We start from the raw sequence: 22,743 nt of genomic DNA on the forward strand, positions 1-22,743 counted from the left end.
GTGTTGGTGGGTGTGTGTCTGCATCGTTCGGTGGATCAGGTTGTGGCGATGTTGGCGGTGCATAAGGCCGGTGGTGTGTATGTGCCGTTGGATCCCGGTTATCCGTCTGAGCGTCTGGGTTTGATGGTTGCTGATGCGGGGGCGTCGGTGGTGGTGACGTCGTCGGGGTTGGTGGCGGGGTTGCCGGGGTTGTCGGCTGAGGTGGTGTTGGTTGATCGGCCGGGGTTGTGGGCTGGTGAGTCTGCTGAGGATGTGCCGCCGGTGGTGGGTCCGGACAACGCCTGCTATGTGATCTTCACGTCGGGCTCGACGGGCCGTCCCAAGGGCGCGGTCGTCACACACGCCGGCCTCGTCAACCGCACCCAGTACGTCCTGCCGGAGGTCTACCGCCTCGGCCCGGACGGCGTCGTCCTTCAGAAGACCGAGATCGGCTTCGACGTCTCACCGGCAGAGGTCTACGCCGCCCTGTCGGCCGGCGCGCGGATCGTCGTGGCCCGACCTGGTGGTCACCGCGACCCCGCGTACCTCCGTGATCTGATCATCGCGGAGCAGGTGACGACCGCCCACTTCGTCCCGGCGATGCTGTCGGCGCTCCTCGCCGAGGGCCTTGAGCAGTGCACCTCGCTGCGTTCCGTCGGCGTCGGCGGCGAGGAGTTGCCGGTCGACGTGGCGCGGGCGTTCCTGGCGGCGCTGCCCGACTGCGAACTGCACAACACCTACGGTCCCGCCGAGGCGGCGGTCGACGTCACCAGTTGGCAGTGCGACCCCGAGGCCCTGGCCGAGCTGACCCGGGTGCCCCTCGGCGGACCGCACCCCAATCTGCGGCTCTACGTCCTCGACGAAAACCTCGCGATGGTCCCCATCGGCGTGCCGGGGGAGCTGTACCTCGGTGGTGTGGGTGTGGGTCGGGGTTATTTGGGGGCTGCGGGGTTGACGGCGGATCGGTTTGTGCCGGATCCGTTTGGGTTGGTGGGGTCGCGGTTGTATCGGACTGGGGATGCGGTGGCGTGGCGGTCGGACGGGACGGTGGAGTTCCTGGGTCGGTTGGATGCGCAGGTGAAGTTGCGTGGTGTGCGGGTGGAGTTGGGTGAGGTGGAGTCGGCGTTGCGGTCCTGCGCGGGGGTGCGGGATGCGGTGGCGTCGGTGGCGGAGGTTGATGGTCGGCGGGTGTTGGCCGGTTACGTGGTGCCGGTGGGTGATGCACGCCCAGATTCGAGCGGGCTGCGGGAGTCGTTGCGGCGGATGTTGCCGGAGGCGATGGTGCCGTCGGCGTTCGTGGTGATCGGCGGGGTGCCGGTGGATCCGAATGGGAAGGTGGATCGGCGGCAGTTGCCGGTGCCGTCGGTGGCGGATGAGCCGGTGGGTGTGGTGGTCGAGCCTGCGTCGGTGGTGGAGCGGGCGGTGGCCGGGGTGTGGGCGCGGGTGTTGGGTCGGGATGAGGTCAGTGTCGAGGCGAGTTTCTTCGACCTGGGTGGTGACTCGATGTTGGCGGTGACGTTGGTCGGGTCGTTACGGGCGGCGGGTTATTCCACGAGTGTGCGGGATGTTTTCGCGTATCGGACGGTGCGAGGGCTGGCTGCGAGTCTGGGCGATGGCGGGGACGAGTGGGTTCCGGTGGAGCCGTTCGCGCTGCTGAGCGACGCCGACCGGGCTGCTCTGCCGACCGGCCTGACCGACGCCTACCCCGCCGCGCAGACCCAACTCGGCATGCTCGTCGAGCTGGCCACCAGCGGGGACCGGGCGGCCTACCACAGCGTGATCGCCCACCACGTCCGCGACGGGCGGCCGTTCTCGGCCGACGCGCTGCGGGCCGCCGTCGCGATGGTCGTCGCACGGCACGAGATCCTGCGCACCTCGTTCGACCTGACCGGCTACTCGGTGCCGATGCAACTCGTGCACGCCGAGGTGACCCCGCAGGTGACCGTGGTGGACGGCCGGGACGTGCCGGCGGATCAGCAGGTGCGACTCTTCGAGGAGTTCGTCGCGGCCGAGCGGGCCACCCCCTTCGACCTGGCCGTCGCGCCACTGCTGCGCGTCGCCGCGCACCAGGACGGCGACGCGAGTTGGTGGCTGAGCTTCACCATCTGCCACGCGGTCACCGAGGGCTGGAGCACCGCACAGCTGCTCGCCGAACTGTTGGCCGTCTACGTCGACCTGGCCGACGGGCAGAGCCCGACCGAGGCCGAACAGCCGGCGGTGCGGTACGCCGACTTCATCGCCGCCGAGCTGTCCGCGCTGACATCCGACGAGGACCGGGACTACTGGCGTGCGGTGGTCGACGGCTGCAGTCCGTTCGTGCTGCCCGCCGGCTGGGGTGAGCCCGGCGATCCGACTGCCATCTCGACCACCGTCGACGTCGCGGACCTGGACGAGGCCGTCGCGCGATTTGCCTCCGAGGCCGGCGTCTCGGTCAAGGCGGTGCTGCACGCGGCGCACCTGAAGGTGCTCAGTCAACTCAGCACCGAGCAGAGCTTCCACGCCGGGCTGGTCTGCGACGCCCGGCCCGAGGTCCTCGGGGCCGACCGGGTGCAGGGCATGTATCTCAACACCCTGCCGTTCGGCTACGAGCGCACCGCCCGCACGTGGCGCGATCTGGTGACCGCGGTCTTCGACCGGGAGGTCGACCTCTGGCCCCACCGGCGGTTCCCGCTGGCGGAGATCCAGCGCGGCGCTGGTCAGCGGCTGCTGCGGGTGCTCTTCAACTACCAGGACTTCTCCCGCGCCGGTCAGCAGGCGACCGCGACCGGCACCCAGCCGGTCGTCATCGGCAGCGCTGGCGACGGTGCCACCGAGTTCGAGCTGTCGGTCTTCGCGCACCGGGGCAACTACCAGCTCTCCAGCCGTAGCAACGTGCTCTCCCGAGCCAACCTGGAACGGCTGGCCGGCATGTACCGGGCCGTGCTGGCGGCGATGGTCGCCGACCCGGACGGCGACGCGCAGGCGGTCCACCTGCCCGGTGGTGAGCGGGAGCGGCTGCTCGGCGTGGTCGACACCGGCGTCGAGGAGCCGGTAACCGGCACCGTGGCCGCACTGTTCGAGGCCCGTGCGGCAGCCGCACCCGACGCGGTGGCGGTGGTCGCCGGCCCGACCCGACTGACGTACGCGCAGGTCAACGCAGAGGCCAACCGGCTCGCCGGGCACCTGCGGGCCGCCGGTGTGGGCAGGGGCGCGGTGGTCGGTGTCTGCCTGGACCGGGGCGTGGACCTGGTGCCCGCCCTGCTCGGCGTGCTCAAGGCCGGTGCCGCCTACCTGCCGCTCGACCCGACGCAGCCGGCCGAGCGCATCGCGTACCTGCTCGCCGACGCGGGCGCCGGGACGGTGGTCGCCACGAGTGCCCACGTCGACGCGCTGGCCGGTTACGACGGGCACCTGGTGCTGCTCGACCGCACCGACCTGACCGGCCAGCCGGAGACCGACCCGGCCCCGGTGAACGACGCCGACGACCCGCTCTACGTCATCTACACCTCCGGCTCGACAGGCCGCCCGAAGGGTGTCTGCGTCAGCCACGCCAACGTGCTGCGGCTGCTCGACAGCGCGCAGGAGCACTACGCCACCGACGAAACCGATGTCGTCGCGCTGTTCCACTCGTACGCCTTCGACGTCTCGGTCTGGGAGTTGTGGGGCGCGCTGCTGCACGGCAGCCGGCTCGTGGTGGTGCCCCCGGCCGTGGCCCGGGTGCCGGAGGACCTGCTCGACCTGCTGGTGGAGCAGGAGGTGACCCTGTTGGCCCAGACCCCCACGGCCTTCCGCGGTCTGGTCCGGCTGGCCGCCGACGGTGACAAGCGGCTGCGGCGGCTGGTGCTGCGGGCGGTCGTGCTGGCCGGCGAGCGGCTGGACTTCGCCGACCTCACCCCGTGGGTCGACCGGCTCGGGCTGGCCCGGATCGCCCTGGTCAACATGTACGGGATCACCGAGACCACGGTCTACTCCACCTATCACCGGATCACCCGCGCCGACCTCGCGGCCGGGGTGGGCAGCCGGATCGGGCGTCCGCTGGCCGGTGTTCGCATGTACGTGCTCGACCAGCAGGGGCACCCGACGCCGCTCGGTGTGCCCGGCGAGATCCACCTGGCCGGGCACGGTGTGGCCCGGGGTTACCTGAACCAACCGGCGCTGACCGCCCAGCGGTTCCTGCCCGACCCCTACGGCCCCGCCGGCAGTCGGATGTATCGCACCGGCGACCAGGGGATCCGGCTGCCCGACGGCAGCGTGGAGTTCCTCGGCCGGCTCGACGACCAGGTCAAGCTGCGTGGTTACCGGATCGAGCTGGGCGAGGTGGAGTCGGCGCTGGCCGCGCTGCCGGAGGTCGCCGAGGCGGCGGTCGTCCTGCGCGAGGACACCGCTGGTGACCCGCGACTGGTCGGGTACCTGGCCGGCGCGCCCGGGCAGCGGCCGAGCATTGGCGAGCTGCGCGTGGCGCTGGCCCGCACGCTGCCGGACTACATGATCCCGTCGGCCTTCGTGACGCTGGACCAGTTGCCCCGCAACAACAGCGGCAAGCTCGACCGGCGGGCACTGCCCGCGCCGCGCGACGGCGATCCCGGCGATGGGCGGGCCAGGGTCGGTCCGCGTACCGAGCTGGAGGAACGGGTCGCCGGGATCTGGGCGCAGGTGCTGGGCCTGCCGGCGGTGGGCGTCGAGGACGGCTTCTTCGAGCTGGGCGGCCACTCGATCAAGGCGCTGGTGCTGGCCAGCACGCTGCGGACGGCCGGTTTCGAGGTCTCGGTCGCGGACGTGATGGACCTGCAGACCGTTTCCCGGCTCTGCGCCGCGCTTGTCGACCGCACCGGCCCGGTGCACGTCGACCGCCCGGTGGAGCCGTTCGAGCTGGTGTCCGCGCCGGACCGGGCCCTGCTGCCGGACGGCCTCACCGACGCGTACCCGCTGTCCCAGGTGCAGCTCGGCATGCTGCTGGAGATGCTGGCCGACAACGGCTGGAACCACTACCACAACGTGGCGTCCTTCCTCGTCCGCGAGGACGACCCGCTGGACCTGCCGACGCTGCGCGAGGCGGTGAACCTCGTGGTGAACCGGCACGAGGTGCTGCGCTCCTCGGTGGACCCGACCGGCTATTCGGTGCCGATGCAACTGGTGCACCCCGCCGTGCGGGTCCCGGTCGTGCCGCACGACCTGCGCGGGCTGTCCGAGGACGACCGGCAGGCCGAGCTGCGCCGCCTGGTCGCCGTGGAGTACGGGTCGCCGTTCGACGTCGAGCGGGCGCCGCTGCTGCGGATCGCCGTCTGCCGGGAGACCGACCGGAGTTGGCGTCTGGTGCTGACGATCTGCCACGTGGTCGTCGAGGGCTGGAGCCTGCACGCGCTGGTCGCGGAGATCCTCGACCGCTACCGCACGATGCGCGTCGGCGCCCGAACCGAGCCGGAGCCGCTGCCGGAGGTGCGGTTCGCCGACTTCATCGCCGAGGAACGTCGTGCCCTGGAATCCCCGGCGGACCGGCGGTACTGGCAGGACCTGATGGACCGCTGCGCGAAGTTCACCTTCCCGTCCGGCTGGCGGCCCACGTCGCCGCCGCGGGCGCGTACCGCCCACACCGTCCGGGTGCCGTTCCGCGACCTGGAGCCGGGCCTTCGCGCGCTGGCCTCCGCCGCGCGGGTCTCGCTCAAGGCGGTGCTGCACGCCGCGCACCTGACGGTGCTCGGCCAGCTCACCGACGAGCCCCGGTTCTACAGCGGTCTGGTCTGTCACACCCGTCCGGACATGCTGGGCAGCGAGCGGGTGTACGCCATGTCGTTGAACACGCTGCCGTTCCCGTACGAACGCGACTCCGCCACCTGGACCGAACTGGTCCGCCGGGTGCATGCGACGGAGGTCGAGATGTGGCCGCACCGGCGCTACCCCGCGCCGGCGATCCGGCCGGCGGTCGCCGGTACCCGCCTGCTCGACGTCTACTTCAGCTACCTCGACTTCGACGAGGTGGTCGGTGAGCACGTCGAGGCAGGCCCCCGGTACGCCGCCGCCAGCTCGGAGTTCGCCCTGGCCGTCTCCGCGGTCGCCGGGCACCTGGAGCTGAGCAGCGACAGCGATCACCTGGAGCGGGCCGAGGTCGAACGGATGGCCGCGATGTACCGGCTCGTGCTCGCCGCGATGGTGGCGGACCCGGACGGCGACGCCCGCGCGGTCCGGCTGCCCGAGGCGGAGCGGCACAACGTGCTGGTGGCCTGGGCCGAGTCGGCCGACGAGATCGTGCCGGAGCCCGGCCTGGTGCCGGACCTGGTGCGGGAGAGGGCTGCCATCGCGGGCGACGCGGCGGCGGTCGGCGAGTTGAGCTACGCCGACCTCGACGCGGCGGCGAACCGGCTCGGCTGGCATCTGCGGGAGCGGGGCGTCGGACCGGAGCGGGTGGTGGGGGTGCTGCTCGACCGGGGCACCGACCTCGTCACGACCCTGCTGGGCATCTGGCGGGCGGGCGGGGCGTACCTGCCGATCGACCCGTCGTACCCGGCGGCCCGGATCGCGTCCATGCTCACCCAGGCCGGGGCCACCGTCGTGGTCACCAGCACCGCCTACGCCGACCGGTTCACCGACGTCGACCGGGTGCTGCTGGACGTCGACGCGGGGCTGATCGCGGCCCACCTCGACGAGCATCCGCCGGGCCGCACCGACCCGGACCAGCTCGCGTACGTGATCTTCACGTCGGGGTCGACGGGCCAGCCCAACGGCGTGCAGGTCAGCCATCGCAGCCTGGCCGGCTACCTGAACTGGGCGGTGCACGAACTGGTCGCCGACCGGGCGGGTGGCGCGGCCCTGTTCTCCTCGGTCGCCTTCGACATGGTGGTGACCACCATCTGGGCGCCGCTGGTCGCCGGGCAGCGGCTGTGGCTGTTGCCGGCCGACGCCGGGCTGGACGAGCTCGGCCCGCGGCTGGCCGCGGCGGGGCCGTTCAGCTTCGTCAAGCTGACCCCGAGTCATCTGGACCTGCTCGCCGGGCAGTTGTCGGCCGAGCAGGCAGCCGCGCTGACCCCGATGCTGGTGCTCGGCGGCGAGGCGCTCACCGCGCGGACCTGCGCGCGGTGGCAGGAACTCGCACCACGGACCGTGCTGCTCAACGAGTACGGCCCGACCGAGGCGACAGTCGCCGTCAGCCGTTACCCGGTGACCGGCGCGCTCACCGGCCAGGTCGCCCCGATCGGCCGTCCGCTCGGCGGGATGCGTGCCTATGTGCTGGACGCCCGGCTGAATCCGGTGCCGGTCGGCGCGGTCGGCGAGGTCTACCTCGGTGGGCCGCAACTGGCCCGGGGGTACGCCGGACGGCCCGACCACACCGCCGACCGGTTCGTGCCCGACCCGTACGGGCCGGCGGGCTCCCGGTTGTACCGCACCGGTGACCGTGGCCGCTGGTTGCCGGAGGGGCAGCTCGACCTGCTCGGCCGGGTCGACGACCAGGTGAAGATCCGTGGGCACCGGGTGGAGCCGGGCGAGATCCGCGCGGTGCTCCTCGACCATCCCGCCGTACGCGACGCGGCGGTGGTGGCCCGCCCGGCGGCCGGCGGCGGCAACCAGTTGATCGCGTACCACGTGGGTGGTTCTGACGACCTGGCCGGGCACTGTGCCCGGCGGCTGCCCGCCGCTCTGGTCCCGGCCGCCTTCGTGCCGGTCGACGCCATTGCGCTCAACCCCAACGGCAAGGTGGACCTGCGGGCGTTGCCGGCGGCACCGCTGCGGACGGAGGCGGAGGTCGCCCCGCCGCAGGGTCCGGCCGAGACCACTCTCGCCGGGATCTGGGCCGAGCTGCTGGACGTGCCGAGGATCGGTCGTGAGGACCGGTTCTTCGCCCTGGGCGGGCACTCCCTGCTGGTGGTGCCCATGGTCACCGCGGCCCGGCAGGCCGGCCTCCCGCTCACGCTGCAACAGGCGATGCTGGACCGTCCGCTGGCCGACCTCGCCGCCGCGTTCACCCCGGCCGGTCCGGCTCCGCGAGCCGTGGCGGTGCCCCGGAACGCGCCGTTGCCCCAGATCGCTCCGCTCCTCGCCGAGGCGCGGGTGCCCGGTGCGTCGCTGGCCGTGCTCGCGGACGGCGAGTTGGTGCAGGTCCTCGCGGTGGGGCACGGCACGTCGGGCGGTGACGCCCCGGTGACTCCGGCCACCATCTTCCCGGTGGGCTCGGTCAGCAAGCTGGTCGCGGCGGTGGGTGCGCTGGCCCTGGTCGACAGGGGAGCGCTCCAGCTCGACGCGGACGTCAACGCGTACCTCAAGGAATGGCAGTTGCCCGCCGACCGGCCGGTGAGCCTGCGGCAACTGCTCGGCCACGTCGCCGGGCTGACGTCGACGGGCAGCACCGGCCACCCGCGCGGCGGCCCGGTGCCGCCGCTGTCGGACCTGCTGCTCGGCCGTGGCGTGCCCACCGGCCCGGTGCGGGCGCTCGACGCGCCCGACCCGGTCGCGGTGGAGCGCAACAGCCACTTCGTGGTGTTCCAGCAGCTCATGGAGGACGTCACCGCGACACCCTTCGCCGACCTGATGGCCGAGCTGGTCTTCGCGCCGCTGGGGATGACCGGCAGCAGCTTCGACCAGAGCTTCCCGGAGACGTCCGGCCGGCCGGTGGCCGCCGGGCACGACGAACGGGGCGAGCCACACCCACACGGGTGGGAGGTGCGTGCGGACCTGGCGGCGGCCGGTCTCTGGAGCACCGCCACCGACCTGGCCACGCTGACCAGGGAGATCCAGGTCGCCTACCGGGGCGGGTCGGCCCTGCTCAGCCAGGAACTGGTGCTGGCGCAACTGACCGCCGGTCCGGGCGGCGTCTTTGGGCTCGGCTGCATGGTGGACCGCATCGAGGGGGGCGCCGAAACGCACGTGGAGTTCACCCACCGGGGCCACCTAGCCGGCTACCGGGCGCTCGTCACCGGCCGGGTTCCAGACGGGTCCGGGCTGGTGCTGCTGACCAACGGCGAGGCCGGCGACGAGGTCATGTCGCAGCTGATGTCGAACACCGCACGGACGGAGGACATGCGATGACGACCATGCCGAGCGTCTCCCCGCCGGTCACCGACCCCACCGTCCGGCAGGTACGGCACCTGGTGTCGATCCGCGACCTGACCGACGGGGACCTCTACTCGATCGTCGCGCGGGGCGCCGCGTTCGCCGCCGGGGAGTGCGGCAGCCCGCTCGCCGGGCAGGTGGCCGGGGTCTACTTCCTCAAGACCTCGACGCGTACGCGGACCGCTTTCACCAGTGCCGCACTGCGGCTCGGTGCCGGCGTGATCCAGTACGGCCCGCAGGATTTGCAGACCAACACCGGAGAGACCAGCGCGGACACCGGCCGGGTGCTGTCCGGCATGCTCGACGTGCTGGTCGCCCGCACCGCCGGTGACCCAACCGAGCTGCGGGCGTGGGCTGCCCAGAGTCGGATGTCGGTGCTCAACGCGATGAGCGCCGAGGAGCACCCCACCCAGGCGCTGACGGACCTGACCACGTTGCTGCGGCAGTTCGGCCGGATCGAGGGGCTGCGCCTGCTCTACCTGGGGGAGGCCAACAACACGGCCACCGCGCTCGCCCTGGCGCTCACCCGGTTTCCGGGCGTGGAACTGGAACTGCGCACCCCGCCCGGCTACGGCCTGCCCGCCCAGATCCTGGCCGACGCCACCCGGCAGGCCGAGATCAGTGGGGCGAGCATCGTCGAGCGGTGCCACATGGCCGACCTGCCGGGCGATCTCGACGCCATCTACACGACCCGCTGGCAGACCACCGGCACCATGAAGCCGGACCCGGACTGGCGTCAGGTCTTCGCCCCGTTCCGGGTCGAGCAGGACCTCTGGCGGCACAGCCCGAACGCGGTCTTCCTGCACGACCTGCCGGCACATCGCGGCGAGGAGGTGACCTCGGAGGTGCTCGACGGGCCGGCGAGCATCGCGTTCGGTCAGGCGGAGAACAAGCTCTACAGCGCGATGGCGGTGCTCGAGTGGTGCCGGTCGCCTGCGGTTGGGGCGACGTGGTGACGGACACCGAGCAGGCGGACAGACCGGCCCGCAGCGGGGCGAGGCTCACCCGCAACAGGGACTTCCTGTTGCTCTGGACCGGCTCGGGGCTCTCCGCGCTCGGCGCCCGGGCCACCTCCATCGGCTACACCCTGCTGGTCTTCTGGTCGACCGGCTCGGCCACCGCGGCCAGCCTCGTCACCTTCGCCGCGCTGCTGCCGAACCTGGTCGCCCAGCTGCCGGCCGGCGCGCTGGTCGACAGGTGGAACCGGCGTACGACGATGCTGGTCTGCACCGCCGGCCGGGTCCTCGGAGCCGGCAGCGTGGCGGCGGTGGTGCTGCTCGACGCGGTGTGGTTGCCGCACCTGATGGTGGTCGCGTTCCTGGAGGCCACGCTGGGCATCTGCTACGCCTTGGCGGAACGGGCCGCGGTGTGTGCCGTGGTGCCCAGGGCCCAACTGGGCGCGGCGATGGCGGCCAACGAGTCGCGGGGCAACGCCGCCAGCATCCTCGGCCAGCCGACCGGCACGGTGCTCTATGCCGTGGCCCGGTTCGCACCGTTCCTGTTCGCCACCGTGGTGCACCTGATCTCGTTGGTGACCCTGCTGTTCGTCCGACGGGACCTGCGGGCGCCCCGGTCGTCGCACGGCGGGGCGGGCGGGCTGATCGCCCAGATCAGGGAAGGTGTCGTCTTCATCTGGGGCAAGCTCTACCTGCGTCGGGCGCTGTGTCTCTTCGCGGCCAGCAACATCCTCTTCCAGATCCTCAGCCTCGGTCTGGTGGTGCTGGTCAAGGACCGTGAGGGGACGCCCGCGACGGTCGGTCTGCTGTTGGCGGTCAACAGCATCTTCGGCATGGCGGGCGCGATGACCAGCAACGCCTTCCTGCGCCGGTGGGGCATCCGCCGAATGATGGTCGGCATCCACGTGGCGTGGGCGGTGCTGATGCCGCTGCTGGTTGTGGCACCCGGGCTGGTGGCGGTCAGTGTGATCCTGGCGTTGATCAACTACGGCGCCGGGATCGGCAACGTGGCCGGGATGCTGTACCTGCTCAGGACGACTCCCGACGAGCTGCGCGGCCGGGCCGGCTCGATCTTCACGCTGCTCTCCTCGGGGGCCAACTCGATCGGCGCGCTGTTCGCGGGCTTCCTGCTGGATGCCGCACGCATCGAGGTGGCGTTGGCCGTCGTGGGCGCGACGATGGTGGTGATCGCGGTGTTCGCGGTACTGGCCTTCGGCACCCGTACCGCCGCCGAGGCGGAACGGGCCGAGGCGGACGCCGAGCGGGCGGACGCCGAGCGGGCGGACGCCGAGCGGGCGGACGCCGAGCTGGCCGCGACGGCAGCCGGCCGCGACCCGCACGGTTGAGCCCGGCGACGATATCGAGGAAATATGGCTGCCCACGTCAGGCTGCCCCAGTGGACCGACCCTGGCGTGGAGGAGACCGACCGATGAGCGAGCACGGCACGTGGCAGCCACACGAGATCACACCGGGCAGCGCCGGATGCGCAGCCACCGTCGACGGGCTGATCGGCCATCTGGGGGAGCTGGACCTGACGGCGTTACTCACCGCCGAGAAGGCGCTGGTGTTCCGGGGCTTCGGCGTCGAGCCGGGCGCGCTGGACCCGGTGATGGACCAGTTGCTGCCCAACCGGCTCGCCTACGTGCACGGCAACTCGCCCCGCACCAAGGTCGGCCGCAACGTCTACACGTCGACGGAGTACCCGGCGCCGTACACCATCTCCATGCACAACGAGCTGTCGTACGCCGCGCACTGGCCGGCCCGCCTGCTGTTCTACTGCCAGGTCGCCGCGCCGACCGGTGGCGCCACCCCGGTGGTCGACGCCCACCTCTGGCTGGAGTCCCTCGACCCGGAGATCCGCGCCGCCTTCGCGGGTGGCGTGTGCTACCAGCAGAACCTGCACGACGGCCTGGGGCTGGGCAAGAGCTGGCAGCAGACCTTCGAGACCGAGGACCGGGCGGAGGTCGAGGCGTTCCTCAAGGGCGCCGGGGCGACCTGGACGTGGACCGCCGACGGGCTGCGGGTGAGCCAGGTCCGCCCGTCCACCACCCGGCACCCGGTGACCGGCGTGGAGGTGTGGTTCAACCAGAGCGACCAGTGGCACCCGGCCGCTCTGGACGACGAGGTCGCTCGGGTGATGACCCAGGTGATGACGCAGGACGAGCTGCCCCAGTCGGTCACCTTCGCCGACGGCAGCCCGATCCCCGACGAGTACGTGTTCCAGATCCGCGACCGGGGGCTGGACGCGGCGATCGACGTGGACTGGAGGGTGGGTGACCTGCTGCTGATCGACAACGTGCTGGTGGCGCACGGTCGGCGGCCCTACACCGGCAACCGCCGCATCCTGGTGGCGATGTCGGACTGACCGGGGCATCAGCCGGCGGGAGGAGAGACGTGGAGATGAACGAGGCCGAGGTACGCGGCCGGTGGCTTCGGACCTACCGCCGTGCTGAGCGGTCCGACCTGCGGCTGGTCTGCTTCCCGCACGCCGGTGGGAACGCCAACGTGTTCCAACCCTGGGCGGGCCTGCTGAACGGCGGCACCGACCTGCTGGCGGTCTGCTATCCGGGTCGGCAGGACCGGCTGCTGGAGCCGTGCGTGGACCAGATGGGCGTGCTCGCCGAGCGGATCAGTGACGTGCTCGTGCCGTACCTGGACCGGCCGATCGCGTTCTTCGGCCACAGCATGGGCGCGTCGGTGGCGTACGAGGTCACCCTGGTCCTGGAGTCCCGGTACGGGTTCACGCCGAGCGTGCTCTTCGTCTCGGGACACGGCGCGCCGCACATCTCCCGGGTCGAACTCGACCCGGATCTCGCCGACGACGAATATCTGCTCGGTCGGATCGGCGCCCTGGGCGAGGTCGATCCGGTGCTGCTGCGGTCACCGAAGCTCCGCGAGCTGATCATGCCCTCGCTCCGGGGGGACCTGCGGATGCTCTACCGCCACCTGCCGCGCGAACCGGCGAAGGTCAAGGCCCCGATCGCCGCCTACCTGGGGACCGAGGACCCGACGTGCACCACGTCGACGGTGCGGGCCTGGGAGGAGCTGACCACCGGCGGCTTCGAGTTGGCCACGTTCCCCGGTGACCATTTCTATCTCGTGCCGGAGCAGGAGCAGGTGGTCGCCGCGGTGACCGCCCGCCTGGGCTGACCGACGGACCACGCCTCAAGGGCCGGTTGATCGACCGGCCCTTGAGGCTTTTCAGGTGCCGCCAAGAAGGTGCCAGCCGCCTCCGTGCGGCCGTCCGGCGGTGCGCGGCGCACCCCTCCGTCAGCCCTCACCTGCGCTGATGTGCTTCTATGCGTGCCGGTTGCGGTGTGCGTCCAGGGCGTCACCCGGTGCCTCAAGTAATGCTCAAATTCGGATCATGCCAGCTAGCGAAGCCGTGGATCGCACATACGCTCTCCCGAACTCAGCGCGCGGATGACCCCCACCCCCTTCCGCAACGGCAACACCACCTTCGTCGTACCCAGGCACACGGCACGCGAGTTCGGTACGGCAGTCCTCAGTGGAGGAACGACCGTGCGGGGGTCGGCCAGCAGAGCACATATCGTCGCAAGTAGAAGGAGGGGCAAATGCGACGCAGACAACGACGCATCGCACTTCTCGCCGTTCCCGCCCTGGTGGCGGGCGTCCTCGTCTCGACCGGGCCCGCTGGTGCGGACCCCGCCGGGCCGAGGGCCTCGGCCGGTTCCGGGCATTCCGCGCTCGAGAACATCAAGCAGGCACGTCACGTAGACATCAAGCTGGCCGGCGCCGACATGCTGGACAAGGTCGTCGCCGCCGGGTTCGACCTTGAGCACGGCCTCAAGCGCGTGCCGGACGGCATCGAGGGCGAAGCGGTGGTCACCGCCGACGAGCTCACCAAGCTGCAGTCCATGGGCGTGCAGCTCCTCGAGGAGAACGCGCGCTTCGAGTGGAGCGAGAAGGCCGACGGCGGCCTCAAGGGCCCCAAGGGTCCCGCCGCCCGCCCGACGCAGCCGCCGGCGACCGACCCGGCGCTGGCGACGGTACGCATCGCCCGCGCCGACTGGTTCACCACCAAGGGCCAGGGCTTCCTCTACGTCGAGGCCCGCACCACCGAGGGGCAGCAGACCACCCCGATCGTCGGGATGCAGCTGGAGAACAACTCGGGCAAGGGCACGCCGTTCGAGTTCGCGCGGACGATGAGCCGGTTCGTGGACTCCGGGCAGTACATGTTCCACCGGAACCTGTTCAAGCTCGACGCGCGCCCGAGCGAGATCCGGGTCACGAGCTCCACCGGCGGTGTCACCACCGGCGTCGTCTCCGACTGGCTGGAGAACGCCCCCGAGCCGCTGACGGAGAAGCCCGGCTACAAGTCCGACTTCATTGACGGCTACAAGCACCCGCAGCAGCTCTTCGCTCGCGCCAAGGAGATCGCCCAGCAGTACCCGGGCATCGCCGAGATCGTCTACCTCCCGAACCAGACGAACGGCTACCAGCGCAAGGCGCAGGCCACCATCGGTGGCACGGGTCAGTCGGCGGTCGTCGCCACCACGGCGGCGTGGGGCCACGAGGGCGGCAACGACGTCACCGTCGAGTTCGTGAACCGGTCGGGGGCCAACCTCCCGCTCGCGGTGGAGGTCACGGGCAAGGCCGTCCGCGTCCTGCTCGCGAAGGACGCCTCCGGTGCGCTGTCGAGCACGGCCGCGCAGGTGGCGGAGGCACTGCGGACCCAGTCCCAGGGCCTCATCGACCGGTCGCACCCGTACCGCAACAACGCGGGCACCGGCATCGTCGCGCCGACGGAGGGCCCGGTCGCCCTGACCGACTTCCTCGACGAGAAGCGCGTCGGCGCGCCCGAGGGCGAGGTGCCGCGCGGCCCGGTCACCATCCCCGTTCTGCGGATCGGCAAGCACCGTGACGGCAAGAAGCCCGGCGTGCTGATCCAGGCGCAGGACCACGCCCGCGAGTGGGTGCCGGCGACGACGAGCCTGGAGTCGGCCGAGCGGCTGGTGCACAACTACAAGACCGACAAGGAGACGAAGAACATCGTCGACAACACCGACGTCTTCTTCATCCTCTCCAACAACCCCGACGGGGCGAACTACAGCTTCTACAACTTCGCCTCGCAGCGGAAGAACATGACGAACCACTGCGCGGACTCGGCCGCCGACCCGGCGAACCGTAACTCCTGGGGTGTCGACCTGAACCGGAACTACCGGGTCGGGTCCGCCCAGGACGGCTACTCCGGCGGCTCGTCGGTGTGCACCAGCGGCACCTACCAGGGCCCGGAGAAGCTGTCCGAGCCCGAGGCGAAGAACATTGTCTGGCTGGTCGAGAAGTACAACAACATCAAGTTCATGATGTCGGTGCACTCCAACGGCGGTCAGCTGTTCTGGCAGCCCGGCGCCTACATCGCCGACGGGCGCATCACCACCCCGCGTCCGCCGCTCGGTGACGAGGCGTTCTACTGGCAGTCGGCTTCCCGGATCCTGGGGCAGGTCAAGGCGCACCGGGAGACCGTCGTGACGCCGGAGAACGTCGGCGGTTCGTCCGACGTCCTCTACTCCTCGGCGGGCAACGTCCGCGAGGACCTGTACCACACCTACGGGATCTACGCCTTCGGCTGGGAGGTCGGTGGCTCCATCTACAACCCGGCTACCGGCAACTGGCAGGGCGGTTCGTTCCAGCCGGCGTGGGAGGGCAACCCCGCGCTGGTCAGCGGCCACGCCGAGACCATGGAGTACGCCAACGGCATCATGGAGATGTTCCGGGTCGCGGCGGACTGGGGCAAGGACAAGAAGAAGCCGACGTCCGACCTCGTTCCCGGCAACGGGAAGTACCAGGGGCCGGTCAACGTGCACTTCGAGACCAGCGAGCCGGCCACCATCTACTACACGACGGACGGCAGCCGGCCCACGCTCGAGTCGCCCCGCTACGCGGCGACCGAGTTCCGTGAGCCGGGGCAGGTGTTCCACGTGACCGAGACGACGACCTTCAACTGGTTCTCGGTGGACAGCGCCGGCAACATCGAGAAGGGCTACGACCCGACGAAGAACGACAAGCGCAACAACTACCGCACCGCGACGATCAAGATCGAGACGAAGAAGAAGTAGCGCACATCGGCTGATCATTGCCTCGCCAGTGGTTCCATCACACTGGCGAGGCGATGGTCGTCCAAGCCCCGCAGACGCTGACGTCCCCGCTGCTGTCACTCCGGTGTGCGTTCGGCGAGCTGCTTGAGGTTCAACAGTTGCCGGCGGGCCATCACCAGGTCTCCGACGCACAGCCCGAGCGCGACCACCGGGTTGGTCCGCATGACGACCTTGAGTAGCAAGCGCGTGGCCTCGTCCCCGTCGGGGACCAGAACGTAGGACAGGACGGCATTGATGATCGTCCCGGTGAGCTGGTGCCCCGGGTCGACCGAGAGGATCCGGCCCTGCCCGCGCCCGCCGACGCTGGTGAACGGCTCGCCCACCCTCGGTTCGGGGAGGCCCAGCAGCTCCCGAGGTGAGGTGCGGCCGAAGTTGTCGATCCAGTCGTACGCGTAGGGCGCCAACCGCACCTGGGCGACCCACCGCCACACCACCGTGGTGGGAGCGCCGACCCGTACCCCTCGCCATGCGCGCAACGTGGGCGCGGCAACGAAGTCGTCACACGGGTAGGAGCGCGCGACGTCCTCGTCGGTCACACCCCACCGGTCGCCGAACATTCGCCTGCCTCCCCACGCCCTCGTGGTACGCAGATCGAGTACGACGGTACCGCCGACGTCGGCGCGCGGGCGTGCTCACCGCAGGCGAGAGGCCGCCGCGTCCGTCAGACGCTCAGCGTCATGAACCCCGCTTCGGCAGCAGCAGCTCTTCGTGGTCGAGTTCCCGTTCCAGGACGCGGAGTCCCTCGTCGGGCAGTCGGCCGGAGTCACGCCAGCGCACCAGTTCCTCCCGCTGCGCGTCGATGGCCGTCCGGCGGATGCGAAGCGCCGTCTCGTACTCCGGTGAGGTGGGGATCTCGGCGGACCCGCTCTGCTGGAGCAGGTCGAGCCGTCCCCGGTAGCGCTTCAGCCGGGCGAGCAGTTTCGTACGGATGGCGTTGACGGCCTCGGCGCTGTCCGGCTCCTCGGCGACGACCTCGTCGAGGCGGGCCAGGGCGGCTTCGACCGCCGCCGAGCGCGCCTCGTTGCGTACGCGAGCCTGGTCGGTTTCGTTGGCGCGCAGGCCGAGCATCCGCACGAGCGGCGCGAACGTCAGGCCCTGCCCGACGAGGGTCACGAGGACGACCACGAAGGTGCAGAACAGCAGGAGGTTCCGGTCGGGGAAGGCCGCGCCGCTGTTGGTGGTCAGCGGCAGGGTGAAGATCGCGGCCAGGCTGATGACACCGCGCGTGCCGGACCAGCTCAGCGCCGTCACCTCGCTGGGGGTGAGTCGGCGGGCGTTGCGGTCGGCGCGGGCGATCTGCCGGGCGGTGCCGGGCTCGTCGGTGTCGTCCTGCTCGGAGATGCCACCCAGGCGGGTGTGCAGCGACCGGGGCAGGGACTGCGTCAACACGAGCCACGCGGGGCGCAGCAGCAGCACCACGCCCACCGACACCGCGACGGCGATGACGATCGTCGACGTGTCGTACTCGCGCAGGCCCTTGATGACCTCGGGGAGCTGCTGGCCGATGAGCAGGAAGACGAAGCCTTCGAGGAGGAAGTCGACCAGCCGCCAGACCGCGTTGGTCTGCAACCGGGCCGCGCCGGAGCCGAACTGGGGCGTCTGGTGGCCGACGATGAGCCCGGCGACCACCACGGCGAGCACCCCGGAGACGTGCAGTGCCTCGCCCAGCAGGTAGGCCACGAACGGTGTCGCGAGCGAGATGGCGTTGGACAGCAGCGGGTCCGCGGTGATCGGTCGGGCCAGCCGGACCAGCCTGGCGACGACCGCTCCGACGGCCACCCCACCGGCCGCCGCCAGCACGAACTTCCCGACGGCCGACGGGAACGAGAACTCACCGCCCACGGCGGCGGCCACCGCGACGCTGAGCATCGTCAGGGCGGTGGCGTCGTTCAGCAGCCCCTCGCCCTGAATGATCGTGACCATCTTCGGCGGCAGGTTGACCCGGCGGCCCACCGCCAGGGCGGCCACCGGGTCGGGTGGCGCGATGGCGGCGCCGACCGCGATTCCGGCAGCCAGCGTCGCCCCGGCGACGAACAGGTGGAACCCGATGCCTACGAGAAGCCCGGTGAGCAGCACTAGCAGCACGGACAGGCTGACCACGATGCGCAGGTTCCGGCGGATGTCCAGCAGCGAGGAATCCAGTGCGGCGCTGTAGAGCAGCGGTGGCAGCACGATCATGAGCACAAGGTCGGGATCCAGGCCGACGTTGGGGCCGGGGAGCAGCGCGTACGCGATGCCGATGAGCGGCAGGAGCGCCGCTGCGGGTAGGCCGGTGTGAGTCGCTATCCACCGCACGGCGACGATGACCGCGACGGCTGCGAGCACGAACAACAGCATCGAGTGGGTGCTCACCTGGTGGCTTCCCCCTGGAACGGCGCGAGGCGCGGGTCTGGTCGGTCAGCTGCCGGCTCGCGGCCTGGGCGGCTGGTCGTATCCGGTCGGTGACGCCCGTCGACGCCTGGCAGCGCACTCTGCAGCAGTGCCGAGCGTACCGGTTGATCAAGGCAACAGTCTGTCGGAGGCCAGCGAGAGCGCGGGCGGTCGGGACCGAAAAACTTTCGATCGATGGCGTTGAGTGTATGGGAGCGCTCCCGTAACATACCTGACGCGGCTGTTAACGTTCACAAAACAATCACCCCCACGAATGCCCCCGGCCGCCCCACCCGTTAGGAGGGTGCTTTATGAAAAGGTCTAGAGCGGCAAATGTCGGCCTGGTGTCGGCCGGTGTCGCGTTGCTGGCATCGGCGACGGTCGTCGCGGCGATGCCGGCTGGCGCCGCGGCTGCCGGCTGTTCGGTGAACTACGCCGTGTCGTCTCAGTGGCAGGGCGGGTTCGGTGCCAACGTGTCGATAACGAACCTGGGTGACCCGTTGAGCAGTTGGACGTTGACGTGGTCGTTCGGTGCCGGGCAGACGGTGACGCAGTCGTGGAACACGTCGCTGACGCAGAGCGGCTCGGCGGTGACCGCGAGCAACGTGAGCTACAACGGGTCGATCCCGACCAACGGTGCGGTGTCGTTCGGTTTCAACGGGTCGTGGACGAGCAGCAACCCGACGCCGACGAGTTTCGCCCTGAACGGCGTGACGTGCACCGGCGGCACGACGCCGACGACCCCGGCCCCGACGACTCCGCCGCCGACCACTGCGCCCCCGACGACTCCGCCGCCCACTACGCCGCCGCCGACGACTCCGCCGCCAGGTACGTGCAACCTTCCGTCGACGTACCGGTGGTCGTCGACGGGTGTGTTGGCGAACCCGCGGTCGGGGTGGGCGTCGTTGAAGGACTTCACGGTCGCTCCATACAACGGGCGGCAGTTGGTCTACGCCACCACGCACGATTTCGGGTCGAGTTGGGGTTCGATGAACTTCAGCCTCTTCACGAACTATTCGGAGATGGCGTCGGCGTCGCAGAACGCGATGTCGTCGGCGACGGTGGCGCCGTCGTTGTTCTACTTCGCGCCGCGCAACATCTGGGTGCTCGCCTACCAGTGGGGTCCGACCGCGTTCTCCTACCGGACCTCCAGTGACCCGACGAACCCGAATGGTTGGTCATCGGCGCAGCCGCTGTTCACCGGGAGCATCTCCGGCTCGGGCACCGGGCCGATCGATCAGGCGGTCATCGGTGACGGCACGAACATGTACCTGTTCTTCGCCGGGGACAACGGCAAGATCTACCGGGCGAGCATGCCGATCGGGAACTTCCCGGGCAGCTTCGGCAGCAACTACACGACGATCATGAGTGACTCGACGAACAATCTGTTCGAGGCGGTGCAGGTCTACAAGCTTCAGGGTCAGAGTCGGTATCTGATGATCGTCGAGGCGATCGGGTCGCAGGGCCGCTACTTCCGGTCGTTCACGGCCACCAGCCTGGGTGGGTCCTGGACCCCGCAGGCCGCGACCGAGAGCAACCCGTTCGCGGGTAAGGCCAACAGTGGCGCGACGTGGACCAACGACATTAGCCACGGCGAGTTGCTGCGTACCAACGCCGATCAGACGATGACGGTGGACCCCTGCAACCTGCAACTGCTCTACCAGGGGCGTTCGCCCAACTCCGGCGGCGACTACGGCCTGCTGCCCTACCGCCCCGGCCTGCTCACCCTGCAACGCTAGACAGCAGCACCACACCCCGGCGCGGGGCACACCGCACCGGATGAGCGACTCGACCCGCAGCGGGCGGGCTCGGTACGACACCGAGCCCGCCCGCCGCACGCAGAGCCGAGGCGCTGTCGCCGCATTGATCCATCCACTGTGGATGAATGGGTCGCTATGCATTTATATCTCCCGCAGGGAAGACCTCGGAGTAGTGGCATGTATCACTTTCTGACCCGTCAGTAGGTTCGTTGCCCGGGGCTACCGTGTCGTCGGTCCCAATGATCAACGTGAGCGGCTGGCACCCCGGCCGATCTCGCGGAAACCGGGTCAGACACCCGAAGGAGGCTCCATGGCACGCACCCGCATCGCTGGGGTGATCGCCGCTACCCTCGTCCTACCGGCCCTGTCCGTCGTGGCCACGACGTCCCCGGCGGCGGCGGAAACCAGCACGGCGAAGGTCAGCCAGCCGAGCGACATGCGTGAACTCACCCGTAAGGACTTCACGCTGGACGGACAGCCGATCCAGACGCCGTCCCGCTACCAGCCGCGCGCCGACGCGCGCAGGCAGGCCCAGAAGGCCGCCGAGACGCCGGCGGTCGGCACGGTTCGCCAGTGGCTCGGCCTCGACGACGTCCAGGGCAGCGTCTACCGCAAGGACTACACGCTGCGGGCCGTCGGTGAGCACATCGAGGTCTGGGTCGCCAACGACCTGGCGTTCCCGGCCGGCGACTGCCGCGCCCAGGTGCCGTCCTCGACGCAGGTCACCGACGCGCAGGTGCAGCACCTCGTCGACGAGTTCGACACCAACATGTACCCGAAGGAGACCAACGCCTTCAGCACCCCGCCGGACCGCGACGGAACGAACGCCCAGATCGGGCCGGACGCCGACGGTAAGGGCGGGGTCTACACCGGTGCGGGCAACAAGACCGTCACCCTGGTGGACAACGTGCGCGACGACAACTACTACACGTTCCCGGAGGCGCCGACCTACATCGCCGGCTTCTTCTCGGCGCAGTTCAACGAGCTGCTCGACCGGAACGTGATGACCGTCGACGCGTTCGACTGGCTGCACCGGATGACGCCGAACCCGCCGGACGAGCCGACCAACGACCTGTGCACCAGTCGGGGCGCGCGGCCGAACAGCTACGAGGGCACCTTCGCTCACGAGTGGCAGCACCTCGCGCACTACTACGCCGACCCGTTCGAGGGTAACTGGATCAACGAGGGTCTCTCCGACTTCGCCATGTCGCTGACCGGTTACAGCGACTCGAAGGCGACGGTCTTCGACCGGGGCGCGGAGAGCCACCTCTACTGCTACCAGGGCTTCGGCACCGTTCAGACGCCGTACAACACGAACCCGCGCGACTGCGGCGGGCCGGAGAACTCCCTGACCCTGTGGGACGAGAGCCCCAACCCGAACGCGGTGCTCGCCGACTACGGCAACGCGTACTCGATGATGATGTTCCTGTACGACCGCTACGGCGCCGCCTTCATGTCCCGGCTGCACCGCGACGGCGAGCGGCAGGGCATCGCGAGCCTCGACGCCGAGCTGGAGACGGTCGGCGTCCACGACGTCTACCAGGTCATCCACGAGTTCCAGTCGATGACGCTGCTCGACAAGATCGTCGGTGACTCGCGGCTCGGGATCACTCTCGGCGTCGCCAAGAGCCGGGTCACCACGCCGAGCCTGCGCTCCACCGTCAACCTGGCCAGCACGACGGCCAACGGCACGCCGGGCGTCGCGCCGAACGGGGCCGACTACGTGCAACTGGGCGCGGCGAAGGGCAAGCTGTTCAGCGGCCGTGACCTGCGGTCGGTGAAGTTCAAGGGCGCGAAGACCCTGCCGGCGCTCCCGCTCGCGTGGACGAGCACCACCCAGGACCCGGACCGTCCGGGCAACGCCGTCCTGTTCTCCGGCAACGCCAACAGCCTCGACTCGGCGGCTGTCACCTCCGTCCAGGTGCCGACCGCCGACCCGACGCTGCGGTTCCTCGCCAAGTACGGCGCCGAGTTCGGCTTCGACTACGGCTACGTGACCGTGTCGACCGACGGCGGCGCCACGTACACGGCGATCCCCGGTGACCACACGGTCGCTGGGCCGCTGGGGCCGGCGCTCAACGGCACGACGAACGGCTTCGAGGCGCGCTCGTACGATCTGTCGGCGTACGCCGGCAAGACCGTGCTGCTCGGCTTCCGTTACGTCAGCGACGGCGGTGTCAACGAGGGTGGGCTGCTGCTCGACGACATCACCGTCGGCGGAAAGACGCTCAGCGACGGCTCCAGCCTGGCGCCGTTCGACTCGCCCACCGAGATCCGGCCGACCCAGGTCAAGAACTGGAACCTGCGGCTCATCGGCATCGACGAGAAGCACTCGATCGCCTGGCAGTTCGAGCGCAACGGCAAGGCCGAGGTCACGATCGGCCCGCTGGAGCTGGCCGTGCTTGACGCGTTCCCCAAGGTCGTCGCCGTGATCGCGTACGACGACCCGACCGAGCAGGTCACGCAGTACGCGCCGTACCAGCTCACCGTGAACGGTGTCGTGCAGCCCGGGGGGAACAGCTCCCTGAACTGATCTCCGCC

General features: G+C 70.3%; 10 protein-coding genes. 8 read left to right on the forward strand and 2 right to left on the reverse strand.

Annotated features, from left to right (window positions below; translation table 11 throughout):
* Positions 1-12 precede the first annotated feature (12 nt).
* The 6 genes from ABZ808_RS25765 to ABZ808_RS25790 all read left to right on the forward strand — a co-directional run bounded on the left by ABZ808_RS25765 (position 13) and on the right by ABZ808_RS25790 (position 16,033).
* A complete protein-coding gene (locus tag ABZ808_RS25765; RefSeq protein WP_357011247.1) occupies positions 13-8,973 on the forward strand; it encodes an amino acid adenylation domain-containing protein in 8,961 nt (2,986 codons plus the stop codon).
* Positions 8,970-9,953: an ornithine carbamoyltransferase gene (locus tag ABZ808_RS25770; protein ID WP_357011249.1), complete on the forward strand. Its 984-nt coding sequence runs from the start codon at positions 8,970-8,972 to the stop codon at positions 9,951-9,953. Before ABZ808_RS25765 ends, ABZ808_RS25770 begins: the two co-directional genes overlap by 4 nt.
* Positions 9,950-11,299, forward strand: a complete 1,350-nt coding sequence (locus ABZ808_RS25775; protein ID WP_357011251.1) for an MFS transporter — start codon at positions 9,950-9,952, stop codon at positions 11,297-11,299. Before ABZ808_RS25770 ends, ABZ808_RS25775 begins: the two co-directional genes overlap by 4 nt.
* An 83-nt stretch (positions 11,300-11,382) precedes the next feature.
* Positions 11,383-12,318, forward strand: coding sequence for a TauD/TfdA family dioxygenase (locus ABZ808_RS25780; RefSeq protein ID WP_357011253.1), 936 nt, complete (start codon positions 11,383-11,385; stop codon positions 12,316-12,318).
* A 35-nt stretch (positions 12,319-12,353) separates the two neighbouring features.
* Positions 12,354-13,103: an alpha/beta fold hydrolase gene (locus ABZ808_RS25785; protein WP_357011605.1), complete on the forward strand. Its 750-nt coding sequence runs from the start codon at positions 12,354-12,356 to the stop codon at positions 13,101-13,103.
* Between the two features lie 425 nt (positions 13,104-13,528).
* The gene (locus ABZ808_RS25790; protein ID WP_357011255.1) at positions 13,529-16,033 is read left to right on the forward strand and encodes a M14 family metallopeptidase; all 2,505 of its coding nucleotides are present in this window, start codon (positions 13,529-13,531) and stop codon (positions 16,031-16,033) included.
* 95 nt (positions 16,034-16,128) lie between these two features.
* Here the strand turns inward: ABZ808_RS25790 and ABZ808_RS25795 are convergent, their stop codons facing one another.
* Together ABZ808_RS25795 and ABZ808_RS25800 are read right to left on the reverse strand one after the other, a co-directional pair.
* The gene (locus tag ABZ808_RS25795) at positions 16,129-16,629 is read right to left on the reverse strand and encodes a polyketide cyclase (protein ID WP_357011257.1); all 501 of its coding nucleotides are present in this window, start codon (positions 16,627-16,629) and stop codon (positions 16,129-16,131) included.
* Between the two features lie 118 nt (positions 16,630-16,747).
* Entirely contained in the window at positions 16,748-18,409 is a 1,662-nt protein-coding gene (locus ABZ808_RS25800; protein WP_357011607.1) for a Na+/H+ antiporter, read from the reverse strand.
* A 344-nt stretch (positions 18,410-18,753) separates the two neighbouring features.
* Between ABZ808_RS25800 and ABZ808_RS25805 the strand changes: the two genes are divergently transcribed.
* Positions 18,754-20,181 carry a non-reducing end alpha-L-arabinofuranosidase family hydrolase gene (locus ABZ808_RS25805; RefSeq protein WP_357011259.1) on the forward strand — a complete coding sequence of 476 codons (1,428 nt, stop codon included), beginning with the start codon at positions 18,754-18,756 and terminating at the stop codon, positions 20,179-20,181.
* 331 nt (positions 20,182-20,512) lie between these two features.
* Positions 20,513-22,735, forward strand: coding sequence for a choice-of-anchor J domain-containing protein (locus ABZ808_RS25810; protein ID WP_357011261.1), 2,223 nt, complete (start codon positions 20,513-20,515; stop codon positions 22,733-22,735).
* Positions 22,736-22,743 lie beyond the last annotated feature (8 nt).

Origin of the sequence: Micromonospora sp. NPDC047527, assembly GCF_040643015.1 — a bacterium.
Lineage (GTDB): Bacteria > Actinomycetota > Actinomycetes > Mycobacteriales > Micromonosporaceae > Micromonospora.